Raw genomic sequence first — 15,941 nt, forward strand, 5'->3', positions numbered from 1 at the left:
CGCACGAACATCGAACGAAGATCGGAGAGCCCCATGCATACCGGAAAGTCATACACGCTTCCACAATTTATCTTCTGGACGCGGCGGTCGATCTACGTGCTCGTCGTGCTGGCCCTCGTACCGGTCGCGCTGCACGAATTCCTGGGGCTGAAGTGGCTGATCGTTCCGTGGGGCGTCGTATTCCTGCTCGGCACGACCGTCGCGCTGTCGGCCGGGTTCAAGAACCTGCAGACGTACAACCGCATGCAGGACGCGCAGCAGGTGTGGTCGTCGATCGTCAGCGCCAGCCGGACCTGGGGAATCCTGTGCCGCGATCTCGTGCCCGATCGCGAAGGCGCGCGCGAGTTTGCGTGGCGGCATCTCGCGTGGCTCGCCGCGCTGCGGCACCGGATGCGCCGCGTCATGCCGTGGGAAACGGCGAATCGCGCCGCCAACGCCGAGTACATGCGCGGCCGGGCGGTGCCCGAACGCGAAGCGTCGCTCGAATCCGAACTCGGCCGGTACCTGTCGCCGGACGAACTGGCGCAGGTGCTCACGGCGGGCAATCCGGCGCTGCAGGTGCTCGCGCTGCAGAGCCGGCAGGCGCAGTCGCTGCTGGCGCAGGGCGCGCTCGCCGCCGGCGCGTTCGCCGACCTCACCGGCCGTCTGCGCGAGTTTCAGGAACTGCAGGGCCGCTGCGAGCGGATCAAGCACTTTCCGTATCCGCGCCAGCACGCGTTCATCAACTCGCTGTTCGTCGGCATCCTGTGCGTGCTGCTGCCGTTCGGCATCGTCGGCGAGTTCGAGCGCCTGAACGCGCTGGCGGACGGCTGGACGCGCGGCTACATGATCTGGTTCAGCGTGCCGCTGAGCCTTCTGATCACCTGGATGTACACGTCGCTCGACCGTGTCGGCGAGAGCACCGAAAACCCGTTCGAGGGCAGCGCGAACGACGTGCCGATCACGCAGATGAGCCGCGACATCGAAGCCGACCTGCGCCAGATTCTCGGAGAGTCGAGCCTGCCCCCGGCGCCGCGCGCGGCGAACGATATCGCGTTGTGAGATGGAGCCCTCTCCCCCAGGCTTGCCTGGGGGAGAGGGTTGGGTGAGGGGGCGACGCCAGACTCTGCGTTGCTGCAAAGAGAAGTTATATACGTTTCACCCGCGCGCCGTGAACGCTCTCAGCCGCGCGCCGACAGCCGGTGCACGGCGTCGACGAGCGCCGCGACGCGTTCGGGTCTGACGTCCGGCGTGATGCCGTGGCCGAGGTTGAAAACGTGGCCCGGTCCGTCGCCGTAGCTCGCGAGCGCCGCGCCGACTTCGGCTTCGATCGCTTCGGGCGACGCGTGCAGCGCGGCCGGGTCGAGATTGCCCTGCAGCGCCACCTTGCCGCCGACGCGCGCGCGCGCGTCGCCGAGCGAGATCGTCCAGTCGACGCCGAGCGCGTCGCAGCCGGTGGCGGCCAGCGCTTCGAGATGGCCGTTCGCGCCCTTCGAGAACAGGATCAGCGGCACGTCGCGCGTCGCGGCGTCGGCCTTGAGCGTCGCGGCGATCTGCGCGAGATAGCGCAGCGAAAATTCGCGGAACTGCGCCGGCGCGAGCAGGCCGCCCCAGGTGTCGAACACCATCAGCGCCTGCGCCCCCGCCGCGGCTTGCGCGGCGAGGTACGTCGATACCGACCGCGCGACGGTGTCGAGCAGGCGGTGCATCAGGGCCGGCTCGTTCCACAGCATCGACTTGGGCCGCGCGAAGTTCGACGAGCCTTCGCCTTCGACCATGTAGCACGCGAGCGTCCACGGGCTGCCGGAAAAGCCGATCAGCGGCACGCGACCGCCGAGCGCGGCGCGGATCGTGCGCACAGCATCCATGACGTAGCGCAGCTCGCCTTCGGGATCGGGCACGCCGAGCCTCGCGACGTCGGCCTCGCTGCGCACCGGGTTGCGAAACTTCGGACCTTCGCCGTCGGCGAAATGCAGGCCGAGGCCCATCGCGTCGGGTATCGTGAGAATGTCGGAAAACAGGATCGCCGCGTCGAGCGCAAATCGTTCCAAAGGCTGCAAAGTGACTTCGCACGCCAATTCGGGATTGGTACAAAGCGCCATGAAGCTGCCGGCCTTGGCGCGCGTCGCGCGGTATTCGGGCAGGTAGCGGCCGGCCTGGCGCATCAGCCATACCGGTGTGGCGTCGACGGGTTCGCGCCGGAGCGCGCGGAGAAAGCGATCGTTCTGCATGAGGGTTTCCGATGGGCGCGCCGGCGCGAGCCGGCGCGTGACACGGCCGGTCAGCGGACCAGCTTCAATTCCTGTTTGAGCGGTCCGACGCGGCGCGGCCAGCCGACATCGGCGATGCCGGATGCGAGCGCTTCGCCGCGCGCGGCGCGCGCCGAGTCGATCGAGTCGAAGTCGCCCCACAGCGCGACGTACCAGCTCGCGCCGTCGCGCGTAAGCGCCAGCAGATAGACCTCGCCGCGCGGCAGCGTCGCCTGCGCCGCGGCCGCTTCGACCGCGGAGCGGTCGGCGCCGCGTGCGAGTTCGAGCACGTAGCGCGAATCGGCGAGCGTGCGGAACGCGTCGGCGTGGCGCAGCGACGGCGCTGCCGTGCGCACCGGTTCGCTCGGCGGCGCGGCTTGCGGCGTCGCCTCGGCGGCTTTCGGTGCGACGACCGGCTCGGACGACACCTCGGTGGCGACCGGTGCGGCGATCGCTGCCGGCGGTTCGGTCGGCGCTGCGACGGCGGCCGGCGGCTCCGGCGTGCGCGGCTTCGGTGCGGTCGTGGGCGGTTCGGGCGCCGCGGGTTTCGCCTGCGTCACGACGCGCTCGGGTTCGGGTTCCGGTGCCGGCGGCTTCGCCTCGGTGACGACCGGGGCCGCCGTTTCGAGCGGCGGCGGCGCGGCCGGCTTCGTGTCGACCGGCGGCGGTTCGGCGGCCTTGACCTCGACGGGCGCCGCGGCGACGGGTTTTGCCTCGACCGGTGCGGCCGGCGGCGGCTCGGATTTCGGCGCGGGCGGCGGCGCGCTCGACGCCACCGGCGCCGACGCGGCCTCGGGCGCGAGCAGGTAGCTCGGCACGGTGCGGCCCGAAGCGCTGCCGGACGACGACGGCGATGCGATCGCCGCCGGCGGTTCGCTCGGCGCGGCGGCCGGTTCCATCGCCGCCGCGGCGGCGGCGCGTTCGCTGTCGGACAGGTCGGTCGCGCGCGCGCTGCGCAGCGCCGGACCGTCCGCCTTCGGCGTCGCGGCCGGCGGGTTGTCGGCGCTGCCGCAGTTCCAGCTCTTGCGGTCGGCCGCCGGCACGCAGACGTGCTTCTTGCCGGGCTCGAAGATGTGTTCGTCCTGCTGGGCGCAGGCCACGTACGGCATCAGCGCTAGCGCGAAGCCGATGCCGGCGGCGCGCAGGGAATGTCGGACGTCAACGGACATGCGGCGCCTCCAGGCCCTGGCTGAATACGACCAGAAAACCGCGTTTCACCTGCGCGTCGCGCGCCTGCGTGAACGCGGCGATCGCATCGTCGCGCTCGAGGTAGATCTCGCGCTTGCTGCTCGTGCGACCGCCCTGCTGGCCCCATTCGCGGTACAGCGTCCAGCCGCCGAGCAGGTCCTGCTGGAGCACGATTTCGTAGTAGCGCGGCGACTCGGCGGCCACCGGCTTGGTTTGCATGTAGATGCGCATGAAACGGGATTGTAGCCGCGAACGCCCGCGGTTCGGTCAGCGCAGCACGTTGCCGATCGCGCCTTCGTCGACGTCCGGCACGATCTGCGCGTCGCCGATGCCGCGCCACAGGATCAGGCGCAGGCGTCCGCTGACGTTCTTCTTGTCGAGCCGCATCAGTGCGAGAAGGTGCTGCGCATCGTGCCCGGGCGGCAGCGCCGTCGGCAGGCCGAGCGCGGCGAGCAGGCGCTCCAGGCGCTGCGTATCGGCCGCCGGCGCGCGGCCGAGTTCGGCCGACAGCCGTGCCGCCAGCACCATGCCGATCGCCACCGCCTCGCCGTGCAGCAGCGTGCCGTAGCCGGCCGACGTTTCGAGCGCATGGCCGAACGTGTGGCCGAAATTAAGCAGCGCGCGTTCGCCGTCTTCGCGCTCGTCGCGCGCGACGACGCCGGCCTTGTGCGCGCAGCTCCTCGCGATGGCCTCGCCGACGGCCGCGTCGTCGCGCGCGGCGAGCGCGGCGGCGTTCTCTTCGAGCCAGGCGAAGAATTCCGCGTTGCCGATCGCGCCGTACTTGACGACTTCGGCGAGGCCCGAGCGGTACTCGCGCGGCGGCAGCGTCGCCAGCGTGCCCGTGTCGATCACGACCGCGCGCGGCTGGTGGAACGCGCCGACGAGGTTTTTGCCGGCCGCGAGATTCACGCCGGTCTTGCCGCCGACCGACGAGTCGACCTGGGCGAGCAGCGTCGTGGGAATCTGGATGAAGTCGACGCCGCGCATCCACGTCGCGGCGGCGAAGCCGGCGAGGTCGCCGATCACGCCGCCGCCGAGTGCGACGAGGCAGGCGTCGCGGTTCGCCTTGAGCGCGGCGAGCGCGTCGAACACCTGCGCGCAATGGTCGAGGGTCTTGTACGCCTCGCCGTCGGGCAGCACGAGCGACGCGACCGCGAGGCCGTCGAGCGCGGCCAGCGTGCGATCGAGATACAGCGGTGCGACGGTCGCGTTCGTCACCACGAGCGCGTGGCGTCCCCGGATCGCTGCGCGCCAGCGCGCGTGGTCGTCGAGAATGCCGGGGCCGATCCAGATCGGGTACGCGCGCTCGCCGAGCGCGACGTTCAACGTATGCCGCACGCTCATGCCGCCGCCGTCGTGTCGGTGCGGCGCCAGATGCGTTCGAGCTCGTGCAGCAGTTCGACCGTCACCTGCGGTACGTGTTCGCTCGACGCGACGAGGCGCAGGTCGGCGATTTCGCGGTACAGCGGATTGCGCACGAGCGCCATCGCTTCGAGCCGCTCGCGCCGGTCCGGCGCCGCGAGCAGCGGTCGCTTGCGGTCGCGCGCGAGGCGCGCCAGCTGCTGTTCGACCGTGGTTTCGAGGTAGACGACGAAGCCGCGCGCGGCGAGCAGCGCGCGGTTGCCGGCGTCGAGCACGGCGCCGCCGCCGGTCGCCAGCACGATGCCGTCGAGCGCGACCATGTCGGCGAGGCAGGCGCGTTCGCGCCGGCGAAAGCCCGCTTCGCCCTCGACTTCGAAGATCAGCGGGATCGTCGCGCCGGTGTGTTCCTCGATCACATGGTCGAGATCGTGGAACGGCAGCGACAGATGTTCGGCGACGCGGCGACCGATCGTGGTCTTGCCGGCGCCCATCGGTCCGATGAGAAAAAGGTTCGGCGCGGGATTCATGGACCGATGCTAGCACGCAGGCGCGGCGCGGCTTCCGGCGTTTTCGTCATTTGCCGGCGAGGGCGCCGGCGCGCCGAAAGCGCTACCATGGCGGCCTGTATCGCAGGTTCGCCGTCATGTTTCGATTTCTCGCCATCTTCATCGTCTGCCTGCTCGTCCTGTTCACGCTCGACGTGCTGCAACCGGTCAACGACCTCGTGATCGATCCGTTCAACGGCGTGCTCGCGTGGATCTCGGCGCACGTGATCGATCTCTTCGGCGGCGACGCGATCTCGCAGGGCAAGGCGCTGATCAGCCCGACCACGGGCATGGCCGTGACGATCGAGCGCGTCTGCAACGGCATCGAGGCGGTGATCGTGCTGGTATCGGCGATGCTCGCGTTCCCGGCACCGTGGAAATACAAGCTCCTCGGCGTGCTCGCCGGCACGCTCGCGATCCAGGCGCTCAACGTCGTGCGCATCATCAGCCTGTACTACCTGCACCAGTGGGATCGCACCGCGTTCGACTGGTTTCACGAATACATCTGGCAGGCGCTGATCGTGCTCGACGCGCTCGCCGCGTATCTGATCTGGCTGCGGCTGCTGCCGCGTCCGGTCGCGCCGGCCACCGACGCGGACGACGCGCCGCCGCAGGCGCAGGCGCCGGCATGACGCGCGACGGCGCCTGCCTGATCGCCGGCTGCGGCGACGTGGGCACGCGCCTGGGCGTTCTGCTCGCCGCGCGGGGCGAAAAAGTGTACGGACTGCGGCGCAGCGACGCGCCGCTGCCGGCCGGCATGACGCCGCTCGTCGCCGACCTGACCGACCCCGCGACGTTGCGCGAACTGCCCGACGACGTGACGCGCGTCGTCTTCCTGCCCGCGCCCGGCGCGCGCGACGCCGCGGCGTACCGCGGCCTTTTCGTCGACGGCATCGGGCATCTGCTCGACGCGCTCGTCGCACGCATGCGCGTCGCGCGGTTCGTGTTCGTCTCGTCGAGCGCCGTCTACGGCGAACACGACGGCGCCTGGGTCGACGAGTCGACGCCTTGCGCGCCGCTCGCGTTCAACGGCGAATTGCTGCTCGACGCCGAAGCGCGCCTGCGTTCGAGCGGCCTGTCCGCGATCGTCGCGCGCTGCTCGGGCCTGTACGGACCGGGACGTACGCGCCTGATCGATCAGATCGCGAACGGTACGGCACGCCTGCCTGCCGGCGCCGGGGACTACACGAACCGCATCCATGTCGACGACGCGGCGGCCGCGCTCGCGCATCTGCTCGCGCGCGAAAACGCCGACGACTGCTACCTCCTGACCGACGATCATCCGGCGACGCTGGCCGAAGTCTACGGCTTCATCGCCGACCGGCTCGGCCTGCCCGGGCCGCCGCCGGAACCGGCGCCGGCCGCGCGCGCCGTCGGCAACAAGCGGTTGTCGAATCGCCGCCTGCGCGCCACCGGTTTCGATTTTCGCTACCCGGATTTCCGTGCCGGCTACGCGAGCGTCTTGACGCCGCCGACACATGCCGCGCGGCCATAGTGGAACCGCAACAAAAAGAAAGATCCGGTAACGAATTGTGCACTGCGGTAGAGAAAGGCGCTTCCCGGGCTAGCGGCCCGGCTATGCCTTGCTGCTACACTGCCTGTGAAAAAACGTTGCAATGCGAGGGCGCGGATCTGGCGCGCGTGCCGAAAAAGCAGGTCCGGCGCGGCATTCCAGGGAAGATTGCAACGCGACCGCCGTTGAAAGTCGGGCGGTCACCGGAAAGCGTGCGTCGCCGTACCCGCGGTGACATGCGTTGAGGTTTGGAGGCCGGAGGCCGCAACGCAGGGGTATCCCTCAAGGAGACGCCATGACGATTGCCAAGGTCATCGAAATCAGTTCGTCCTCGACCAAGGGTATCGAGGATGCCGTGCAGCACGGCCTGTCGAAGGTCGCGACGACGGTGAAGAACATCAAGGGAGCCTGGGTCAACGACATCAAGGTCGTGACTTCGGATGACGGTACAATCGAGGAATGGCGCGTCAATCTGCGCGTTAATTTCATCGTCGAATGAGGAACCTGCCGGATGCGTCCGAGGCTTGTGCAGGAAGGAGTCGCATGAGCAAACACGAAGTGGTCATCGGTTTTCTGGAAGACGATGCCGACCAGGCCGAACTGATTTCCCTTTGGCTCGAACGGGCCGGCTACTCGCCTCGCGTATTTCGCAGCGCCAGCGAGTTTCGCCGCCGTCTTGGCAATGAGGCCGTCGATCTTCTGTTGCTCGACTGGATGCTGCCCGACTCGACCGGGCTCGACGTGATCGCGTGGATACGCTCATCGGCCAACTCCGAGTTGCCGGTGATCTTCCTGACCGCGCGTTCGCTCGACGAAGACATCGTGCGCGGCCTGGAAAGCGGCGGCGACGACTACGTCATCAAGCCGCCGAAACAGGCCGAACTGCTCGCGCGCGTCGCCGCGGTACTGCGCCGCCGCGGCGTCGACACCGAAGGGTCGACCGAAATTTCGCTGCCGCCGTACATGGTCGACCTGCAGCGCCGCCGCATCTCGATCGACAGCCGCGAAATCGAACTGACGCAGCGCGAGTTCGACCTTGCGACGTATCTGTTCCGGCGCCAGGGCCGCATCGTCAGCCGCGACGCGCTGCTCGAAAACGTCTGGAACATGAGCTCGCAGGTGTCGACGCGCACGGTCGACACGCATGTCAGCCGCCTGCGCAAGAAGCTCGAACTCTCGGGCGAGCACGGCTGGCGCCTGACGGCCGTCTATCAGCACGGGTATCGCCTCGAGCAGACCTGAGACGTACCCGCGCGCTGAACGATTCGCCGCGGACGCGCATTGCGCGTCGGCGGCGTTCGCGTATAACGCTTGCAAGGGCTTCGACGAGGTTCCGCCATGCCGGTCGGGCGCAAATCGAACACCAGGGACAAGCGCGGCAAGCCGGCCGTCGCGCGCGGCAAGGCGGGCGCGAAGAAGCGTAGCCATGTGGAAAAGACTATGAGCGACAAAAAGAACTCCGCGCCGCCGGACGCCGGCGCCGACCGCAACGTCGACCAGATTCGCGACATCCTGTTCGGCGGCCAGATGCGCGACTACGAGCGCCGCTTCCTCGAACTCAACGAGCGCCTCGAAGCCGACTTCAAGGCGTTGCGGCTGGACCTCGACAAGCGCGTCGCCGCGCTCGACAAGCGCCTGGACGAAGCGCTCGACAAGCTCGCCAAGGGCCTGCGCCAGGAAGTGGCCGACCGCAACAAGGCGGTCGAAGACCTCGAATCGCGTCTGCTGCAGAGCGCGCGCACGCAGCGCGGCGAGCTCACCAACGCGATCGAAGCCGTGAGCCACGAGTTGTCGACGACCGACGAGCGCCTGCGCCGCGCGATCGCCGAACTCGAAGCCGCGCTGCAGGAAGAAGCCTCGCGCGCGAGCGCGGCGCTGAACCGCTCGCAGGATTCGGTGCGCGCCGAGAAGGTCGGCCGCGAAGATCTCGCCGCGCTCCTGACCGAGGTTGCGCTGCGGCTCAAAGGCGATTTCGACCTGCCCGGCGGCAACTGAGCGTCGCCCCGAGCCTCGTGGGCGACTACCAGCGCTTAAAGGAACTCCTGCTCGGCGACGAACGCGCCGAACTCGACCGGCAGCGCGAACGGCTCGCCGAACTCGCGCGCGACGTCGAGCACGACCGCGCGGGACTGCCGCGAGAACTGCCGCGGCTCTTGCGCGAAGCCCAGCGCGGCGACGGCCGCGACAAACTGGTCGACGCGCTGAGCGCGCCGGTCGCCAGCGCGCTCGGCACGGCCGTGCGCGAGCAGCGCCAGACGATCGTCGACGCGCTGTTTCCGATCATCGGTCCCGCGATTCGCAAGGCGATCGTCGAGGCGCTGCGCGACTTTTCCGACGGTTTCAACCGCGCGCTCGAATCGAGCCTCACGCCGCGCGGGCTCAAGTGGCGTTTCGAAGCGTGGCGCACCGGCGTGCCGTACGCGCAGGTCGTATTGAAGAACACGCTGAGTTTTCGACTGGATCATCTCTTTCTGATCGAGCGCGACAGCGGCCTCGTGATCGCGCGCGAGTCGGCGCCGGAAGTCGCCGACCTCGACGCCGACGCGATCTCCGGCATGCTCACCGCGATCGGCGACTTCGTACGCGATTCGGTCGGCGGCGACGCGCCGGGCTCGCTCGCGTCGGCGACGGTCGGCGAACACCTCTTGTGGGTGGTCGAAGGCCCGCGCGCGAATCTCGCCGTGTTTCTGCGCGGCGTGCCGCCGGCGCAGCTGCGGCTCGTGCTGCAGGAACGGCTCGAACAGATCCACGCCTTGTTGCCCGAGGCGCCGGCGGACGGCGCCGTGACGCTGCCGGGGCTGCGCGAAGCGCTCGATCTGGATCGCCTGCGCCACGCCGCGGCGCTCGATCCGCACGCGCCGCCGAAGAAGACGCGGCCCTGGCCGCTCGTGCTCGTCGCGCTCGCGATCGGCGGCGCGCTCGCGTGGTGGCTCGTCAACGACTGGCTCTGGGCGAGGCATCTGCACGACGCGGAAAAAGCGTTGCGCGCGTGGCCCGGCGTACACGTCGACGGCATCGACGGTTCGCGGCGCGGCGCCGTCGTCGTGCGCGGTCTGATCGATCCGCTCGCCGAATCGCCGCGTGCGGCGCTCGCGCAGCTGCTGCCGCCCGATACGTCGCTCGCGTTCGAGTGGCGCGGCTACGTGTCGACCGATCCCGCGCTGGTCGCGCGCCGCGCGCGGCAGCTGCTCGCGCCGCCCGAGGGCGTGCGCGTCGCGTTCGCCGACGGGCGCCTCGCGCTGCGCGGCGTCGCGCCCGCCGCGTGGGTCGCCGCGGCGCGCGAACGCGCGGCATGGATACCGGGCGTCGCCGTGCTCGACCTCGACGCGCTGCATGCCGCCGAAGATCCGTCGGCCGCGCAGGAGGCCGAACTCGACGCCGTCGGCGAGGCGCTGCGCGAGCTGAAGGTCGAATTCGTGCGCGAAACCGAAGCGGCCGATCCGGCACCGCTCGAAGCGATGCGGGCGCAGGCGCTGCGCGCGCTCGAACTCGCGGCAATGCTCGGGTACGACGTGCGCTTCACGTGCCACGGCTACAACGACGCCCCGGGCGGCGACGTGCTCAATCGCGCCCTGCGCGAACGCCGCGCCGAATGGCTGTGCGCGGAGCTCGCGCGCCGCGGCGTGCCGGCCGACCGGCTCTCGCGCGGCGATTCCGTCGCGGATGCCGCCGAAGCCCCTACAATCGCGCTTCGGGCCGCGTCGCTGCGGCTGGAGCGCGCAAGGAGCGCCGACGGAAAATGACCGAACTCGCTCGCAAGGTGTGCATGCTCGGCGACTTCGGCGTCGGCAAGACCAGCCTCGTGTCGCGCTTCGTGCGCAACACGTTTTCGGACAAGTACCTCACCACGGTCGGCGTCAAGGTCGACAGCAAGCACGTGGCGCTGCCCGACGCGCGCACCGTCAAGCTCGTCGTGTGGGACATCGCCGGCAAGAGCGCGCTCGATGCGCTCAATCTCAACTACCTGCGCGGCGCGACGGGCCTGATGCTCGTCGCCGACGGCACGCGCGAGGCCAGCCTGCGCGCGACGCTGAATCTCCTGATGCAGGCGCGCGACGTGCTCGACGATCCTGCCGTCGTGCTCGTGGTCAACAAGCTCGACCTGGTCGAGCGCTGGCAGGTGGCGCCCGCCACGATCGCCGAATTGCGCCGCACGCTGCCGGTCGTCGAAACGAGCGCGCAGAGCGGCGACGGCGTCGAAGCCGCGTTCGCCGAACTCGCACGGAAACTCGCGGCATGAACGGTTTTCCCGCCTCGGTCGAGCGCTATCTCGAACGCGTGCTGATCGAGCGGGCGCGCCCGCTGCTGCTGACCTTCGACGGGCCGTGGCAGCTGCGCGCAATGGTCGGCGACGCCGCGCGCTTCGGCTTCGACGCGGCGGCGCCCGACGTCGTCGTCGAGCGTCTGCAGGATCTTTTCCTCGGCCTGCCGACCGGGCAGATGCAGGATTTTCCGTTCGTCGAACTCGCCGGCGGCGGGAATGCGCACGTACACCTCGTGCCCGACGGCGAACTGTTTCACGTGCTGCTGCTCGACGCCGGCGAAGAGCACGAGCGCACGCGCGCGCAGCAGCAGCTCGGCAACGAGGCCGAGCTTGCGAGCCTCGAAAAATCGCGCGCGCTCGCGCGGCTCAAGGAGATCAGGAGCGAACTCGAACGCCAGCGCGCGGGGCTGGAAGAAGCGCACGCGCTCAAGAACGCGCTGATCGCGACGCTGAGCCACGACTTCCGCACGCCGCTGACGTCGATCTTCGGCTATCTGCATCTGCTCGAGCGCCGTGCCGGCGGCGACGCGGCCGAGATCGACGCGCTGCACGCGATCCGGCGCAATGCGACGTACCTGTTCGCACTCGCCGAAAACCTGCTCGAATACGGCCGCAGCGAAGCCGGCGCGCCGAACGAGCGCGCCGCGTCGCTGATCAACGCCGAGCGCCTCGATGCGCCGCGCCTCGGCGCCGATCTCGACGCGATGTTCCGGCCGCTGGCCCAGGACAAAGGGATCGAATTCCATCTCGAGCCGATCGTCGCGCCGCCGGCGGAGGCGCTGTTCGACGAAGTGAAACTGCGTCAGGTGCTGATCAACCTGCTGTCGAACGCGGTGCGCTACACCCACCACGGCGAGGTGCGCGCGCGCATCGCGTGGCGCGAGCAGCATCTCGAACTCGAGGTGCGCGACACCGGCATCGGCATCTCGCCCGAATATCGCGAGCGCGTGTTCAAGGCGTTCAACCGCGGCGCGCAGAGCGGCAGCCGCGGCGCCGGGCTCGGTCTGTCGATCGTCAAGCGCCTCGTCGAGCAGATGCACGGCACGCTTGATCTCGAATCGACGCCCGGCGCCGGCTCGTGCTTCCGCGTGCGCGTGCCGGCGCTCGAACGGCCCGGCGCGAACCTGCCCGCGGCGCCGGCGGGCGACTACGAAAACGTGCGCCGCGCGGCGCCGAGCGCTGTCGTCGTCGACGACGATCCCGACATCGCCGGCCTCCTCGAAGTGCTGCTCGCCGACCTCGGCTGCCGCGTGCGCGCGTTCGACGACGCGAACGCCGCGATCGAACACGTGCGCGCCGAACCGCCGGACGTGCTGCTGATCGACGTCGAGCTGCCGGGCCTGTCCGGCAACGCGGCGGTGTACCGGCTGCGTTCGCAAGGCTACAAGGGCCGCATCGTCACCTTGTCGGCGACCGCGACCGACGATGCGCGCCGGGCGGCCATCGCGGCCGGCGCCGATCACTATCTGACCAAACCGCTCAACATCGAGCAGTTCCTGCGCACGATGCGCGCGACCATCGCCTGAATCGACCACCATGTCCCTGCCTGAAGAAGCGCTCGCCGAATTCCGTCTGCTGCTGGCCGAGGCGCAAGCCTCGACCGACCCCGAACCGACCGCGATGAACCTCTCGACCGTCGACGCCGCCGGGCGCGTGCATGCGCGCATCGTGCTGCTCAAGGCCGTCGACGAGCACGGTTTCCGTTTTTATACGAATTACGAAAGCGCCAAAGGCGACGAGCTGGCGCAGCACGCCGGCGTCGCGCTGAGCCTGCACTGGAAACACGTGCGCGAAGGCATCCAGGTGCGCATCGAGGGCGCCGTCGAGCGCACGTCGGCGGCCGATTCCGACGCGTACTTCGCGACGCGGCCGCGCGGCAGCCAGATCGGCGCGTGGGCGTCGCTGCAGTCGCAGACCTTGCCCGACCGCGCCGACTTCGAAGCGCGCATCGCACGGTACGAGGCGCAGTTCGACGGCAAGGACGTGCCGCGTCCGCCGCACTGGGGCGGCTACCTCGTCGTGCCCGACCTCGTCGAATTCTGGTACGGCGCGAAGTTCCGCCTGCACGAGCGGCAGCGCTACGAGCGCGCGGGCGGGACGTGGACGAAGCGAATGCTCTACCCGTGAGCTACCCGCAGCGCATCGTCTGCCTCACCGAAGAGCCGACCGAAACGCTGTACGCGATCGGCGAGGAGCATCGCATCGTCGGCATCTCGGGCTTCACCGTGCGGCCGCCGCGCGCGCGCAAGGAAAAGCCGAAGGTGTCGGCGTTCACGAGCGCGAAGATCGGCGAGATCCTGAAGCTCGAACCCGACCTCGTGATCGGGTTCTCCGACATCCAGGCCGACATCGCGCGCGATCTCATCAAGGCCGGCGTCGAGGTGTGGATCAGCAACCACCGCTCGGTCGAGGGCATCCTCGGCTACATCCGCCGGCTGGCCGGCATGGTCGGCAACGCCGCCGCGGGCGAAGCGCTCGCGCAGCGCGCCGAGGCGCATATCGCGAGCGTGCGCGCCGCCGCCGCGGCGCTGCCGCGTCGTCCCAAAGTGTATTTCGAGGAATGGGACGAGCCGCCGATCACCGGCATCCGCTGGGTGACCGAACTGATCCGCATCGCCGGCGGCGACGACGCGTTTCCCGAACTCGCCGAAAAATCGCTCGCGCGCGATCGCATCCTCGCCGACGCAGGAGAGGTGATACGCCGCGCGCCCGACGTGATCCTCGGCTCGTGGTGCGGCAAGCGCTTCCGGCCCGAAGCGGTCGCAAGACGCCCCGGCTGGGACGCGATACCGGCCGTGCGCGACGGCGAACTGCACGAGATCAAGTCGCCGATCATCCTGCAGCCGGGACCCGCCGCGCTGTTCGACGGGCTCGACGCGCTGCATGCGCGCATCGCGGCCTGGGCGGGGCGCTAGACGTCAGGCGCTAGGCACTTTTCTTCTCGTCGCCGTCCACGACGGCGAACGACGCCATCATGCCCTGGTCTTCGTGTTCCAGGTTGTGACAGTGCAACATGTACACCTGTTTGCCGGTGAAGGGCTGCGCGAAGTCGATGAGGATGCGCACGCGCTCGCCGGGCCAGACGACGACGGTATCGGAGAGGCCCAGATCCTGCGCGCCGATGCCGCCGTCGGCGACCGCGCGTTCGACGATCTGCGGCGGACTGCCTTCGCGCGAAATCACGCGGAACTGCACGCCGTGCACGTGGATCGGGTGCGGCATGCTGCGCATGTCGTTGGCGATCTCCCAGATCTCGCGCGCGCCGCGGCGCACTTCGAATGCCGGCGCGTGGCCGGTCAGGTGCATGTTCCAGTCGTTGATCAGCCAGCGGCCGTGCTCGCCGACGTACAGGCGAAACTTGCGCAGCGTCGCACCGTCGGCGTTCGGCGCGGCGAGCGTCGACAGTCGTGCCGGCAGCGCCGGACTCTTTACGGTCTTGCCGGCGATGCGGATCTGCATCAGTTCCAGCGCCTGTCCCATGGGCGTCGCGCCCGGGTGTTCGAGCATCGGATCTTCGGGCGCCGCGCCAGCGTCGTTCTCCATCGGCTCGTAGGCGAGGCTGGCGAGCATCACGCGCTCGCCGTCGGGCAGGCCCGCGAAATCGACCAGCACGTCGAGCCGCGACGCCGGCGCGAAGTAGGCGTCGGCGAGGCGCCACGGCCGCTCGAGCAGTCCGCCGTCGGTACCGATCAGGCGCATCGGCAGCGGCTTTCCCTGGTGCAGAAACGCGAGCCGGAACATGCGCGCATTCGATACGTTGAGCAGGCGGAAGCGGTACAGGCCCGGCACGGCGTCGAGATACGGCTCGGCGGCCCAGTTCACGATCATGCGATTGCCGATCCAGTCGTCGGCGCCCATCTTGTACTTGATCGTGTTGAGCCGGCCGACCTGCTTGTCGGCGATGACGAGCGGCAGATCGCGTTCGCCCCAGGGCAGACCGAGCCGCTTGCGCAGCGCGAGTTCTTCGTCGTCCTCGACCAGCAGCGGGCCGTACAGGCCCTGGTGAATCTGCTCGCCCGTGCGAAAGTGCGGATGCGCGTGATACCAGTACAGGCCCGCGCGGTTGTGCACGCGCAGCCGGTAGCGCCGCCGTGCGTCGTGCGCGACCGGATGCAGGCCGCTGCCGTCATTCGCCTCGTCGACGACGAGGCCGTGCCAGTGGATCGTCGTGTCGGCGCCCAGGCGATTGACGAGCGTGACGTCGATGTCCTGGCCGCGCCGGGCGATCAGCAGCGGATTGGCCACGGCGCGGCCGTCGACGCTGCCGGAATAGTTCCAGATGTCGCTGTTGTAGCCTTCGATCAAGGGATACTTTTCTACGCGCGCGGTCAGGGTCAGCGGGCCGGCCAGCCGCGTCTGCGCCATGATGCCGGCGTCGGTCAGGCGCGGCAGCGGGCGGGTGAATTTCTGGCCGACCGGCGGGTCGGCCGCGAGCGGGCGCGAGCCGAACGGCTGTGCCGACGCCTGCGCGCCGGCGCGCGGGGCGAACGGCGCGAATGCCGCGGCGATCAGGCCGGCAAGATGGCGGCGACGCGCACGATCGACGGGTTGCGCCACGACGAACTCCGAAACGATGAGGGCAGGGCGGCCGATTGTAGTGCGGTGTGCCGGGGCTTCGACCGTGCGCCAACCGGTGTCATGTGACGGCGATCTCATTTCATCGCGTTTTCACATAAGTGAACGAAAGAACTTCCGTACGCATCCGTTGCCAACCGCTGAAACATTTCCCTAAGATTCATTCTGTATTTTCCTGCAGATCGGTTCCGGGGGCGCCGATCGAGCATCGTTGGGGGATGGCGAACCTGCGAACCGCCGCGCGGCCGAGATGCCGTGCGCGCGGC

At 69.4% G+C, this 15,941-nt stretch carries 17 protein-coding genes; 11 read left to right on the plus strand and 6 right to left on the minus strand.

What is annotated here, in order from left to right; all coding sequences use genetic code 11:
* The first annotated feature begins 33 nt into the window (after positions 1–33).
* Positions 34–1,041: a bestrophin family protein gene (locus tag OD750_RS02130; protein ID WP_263543641.1), complete on the plus strand. Its 1,008-nt coding sequence runs from the start codon at positions 34–36 to the stop codon at positions 1,039–1,041.
* 119 nt (positions 1,042–1,160) lie between these two features.
* Here the strand turns inward: OD750_RS02130 and hemE are convergent, their stop codons facing one another.
* Genes hemE through aroK form a run of 5 tightly spaced genes read right to left on the minus strand, consistent with a single transcriptional unit; the run spans position 1,161 to position 5,305 of the window.
* The gene (gene hemE, locus OD750_RS02135; RefSeq protein WP_263543640.1) at positions 1,161–2,210 is read right to left on the minus strand and encodes a uroporphyrinogen decarboxylase; all 1,050 of its coding nucleotides are present in this window, start codon (positions 2,208–2,210) and stop codon (positions 1,161–1,163) included.
* 50 nt (positions 2,211–2,260) lie between these two features.
* The gene (locus OD750_RS02140) at positions 2,261–3,397 is read right to left on the minus strand and encodes a hypothetical protein (protein ID WP_263543639.1); all 1,137 of its coding nucleotides are present in this window, start codon (positions 3,395–3,397) and stop codon (positions 2,261–2,263) included.
* Positions 3,387–3,647, minus strand: coding sequence for a WGR domain-containing protein (locus OD750_RS02145; protein ID WP_263543638.1), 261 nt, complete (start codon positions 3,645–3,647; stop codon positions 3,387–3,389). Before OD750_RS02145 ends, OD750_RS02140 begins: the two co-directional genes overlap by 11 nt.
* A gap of 36 nt (positions 3,648–3,683) precedes the next feature.
* Entirely contained in the window at positions 3,684–4,760 is a 1,077-nt protein-coding gene (gene aroB / locus OD750_RS02150) for a 3-dehydroquinate synthase (RefSeq protein WP_263543637.1), read from the minus strand.
* A complete protein-coding gene (gene aroK / locus OD750_RS02155; RefSeq protein ID WP_263543636.1) occupies positions 4,757–5,305 on the minus strand; it encodes a shikimate kinase AroK in 549 nt (182 codons plus the stop codon). The genes aroB and aroK overlap by 4 nt, the downstream gene beginning before the upstream one ends.
* Positions 5,306–5,421: 116 nt before the next feature.
* On the opposite strand from aroK, the gene xrtH reads away from it, so the two are divergent.
* From xrtH to OD750_RS02205, 10 genes are all read left to right on the plus strand, one after another.
* Complete coding sequence (gene xrtH / locus OD750_RS02160) at positions 5,422–5,955, plus strand: exosortase H (RefSeq protein WP_263543635.1); 534 nt, start codon at positions 5,422–5,424, stop codon at positions 5,953–5,955.
* Positions 5,952–6,818, plus strand: a complete 867-nt coding sequence (locus tag OD750_RS02165) for an SDR family oxidoreductase (protein WP_263543634.1) — start codon at positions 5,952–5,954, stop codon at positions 6,816–6,818. Before xrtH ends, OD750_RS02165 begins: the two co-directional genes overlap by 4 nt.
* 313 nt (positions 6,819–7,131) lie before the next feature.
* Positions 7,132–7,335 carry a dodecin family protein gene (locus tag OD750_RS02170; RefSeq protein WP_263543633.1) on the plus strand — a complete coding sequence of 68 codons (204 nt, stop codon included), beginning with the start codon at positions 7,132–7,134 and terminating at the stop codon, positions 7,333–7,335.
* Between the two features lie 44 nt (positions 7,336–7,379).
* Positions 7,380–8,078, plus strand: coding sequence for a response regulator transcription factor (locus tag OD750_RS02175; RefSeq protein WP_263543632.1), 699 nt, complete (start codon positions 7,380–7,382; stop codon positions 8,076–8,078).
* Positions 8,079–8,276: 198 nt separating this feature from the next.
* On the plus strand, positions 8,277–8,831 hold the full coding sequence (locus OD750_RS02180; protein ID WP_263543631.1) for a hypothetical protein: 555 nt from the start codon (positions 8,277–8,279) through the stop codon (positions 8,829–8,831).
* A 17-nt stretch (positions 8,832–8,848) separates the two neighbouring features.
* Positions 8,849–10,579: an OmpA family protein gene (locus tag OD750_RS02185; protein WP_263543630.1), complete on the plus strand. Its 1,731-nt coding sequence runs from the start codon at positions 8,849–8,851 to the stop codon at positions 10,577–10,579.
* Positions 10,576–11,076, plus strand: coding sequence for a Rab family GTPase (locus tag OD750_RS02190; RefSeq protein ID WP_263543629.1), 501 nt, complete (start codon positions 10,576–10,578; stop codon positions 11,074–11,076). The genes OD750_RS02185 and OD750_RS02190 overlap by 4 nt, the downstream gene beginning before the upstream one ends.
* Complete coding sequence (locus OD750_RS02195) at positions 11,073–12,626, plus strand: hybrid sensor histidine kinase/response regulator (protein ID WP_263543628.1); 1,554 nt, start codon at positions 11,073–11,075, stop codon at positions 12,624–12,626. Before OD750_RS02190 ends, OD750_RS02195 begins: the two co-directional genes overlap by 4 nt.
* A 10-nt stretch (positions 12,627–12,636) precedes the next feature.
* A complete protein-coding gene (pdxH, locus tag OD750_RS02200) occupies positions 12,637–13,227 on the plus strand; it encodes a pyridoxamine 5'-phosphate oxidase (protein ID WP_263543627.1) in 591 nt (196 codons plus the stop codon).
* Complete coding sequence (locus OD750_RS02205; RefSeq protein WP_263543626.1) at positions 13,224–14,015, plus strand: cobalamin-binding protein; 792 nt, start codon at positions 13,224–13,226, stop codon at positions 14,013–14,015. Before pdxH ends, OD750_RS02205 begins: the two co-directional genes overlap by 4 nt.
* Positions 14,016–14,025: 10 nt before the next feature.
* Here the strand turns inward: OD750_RS02205 and OD750_RS02210 are convergent, their stop codons facing one another.
* On the minus strand, positions 14,026–15,657 hold the full coding sequence (locus OD750_RS02210) for a multicopper oxidase family protein (protein ID WP_263543625.1): 1,632 nt from the start codon (positions 15,655–15,657) through the stop codon (positions 14,026–14,028).
* Positions 15,658–15,941 lie beyond the last annotated feature (284 nt).

Origin of the sequence: Tahibacter soli (genome assembly GCF_025717065.2) — a bacterium.
Taxonomy (GTDB): domain Bacteria; phylum Pseudomonadota; class Gammaproteobacteria; order Xanthomonadales; family Rhodanobacteraceae; genus Tahibacter; species Tahibacter soli.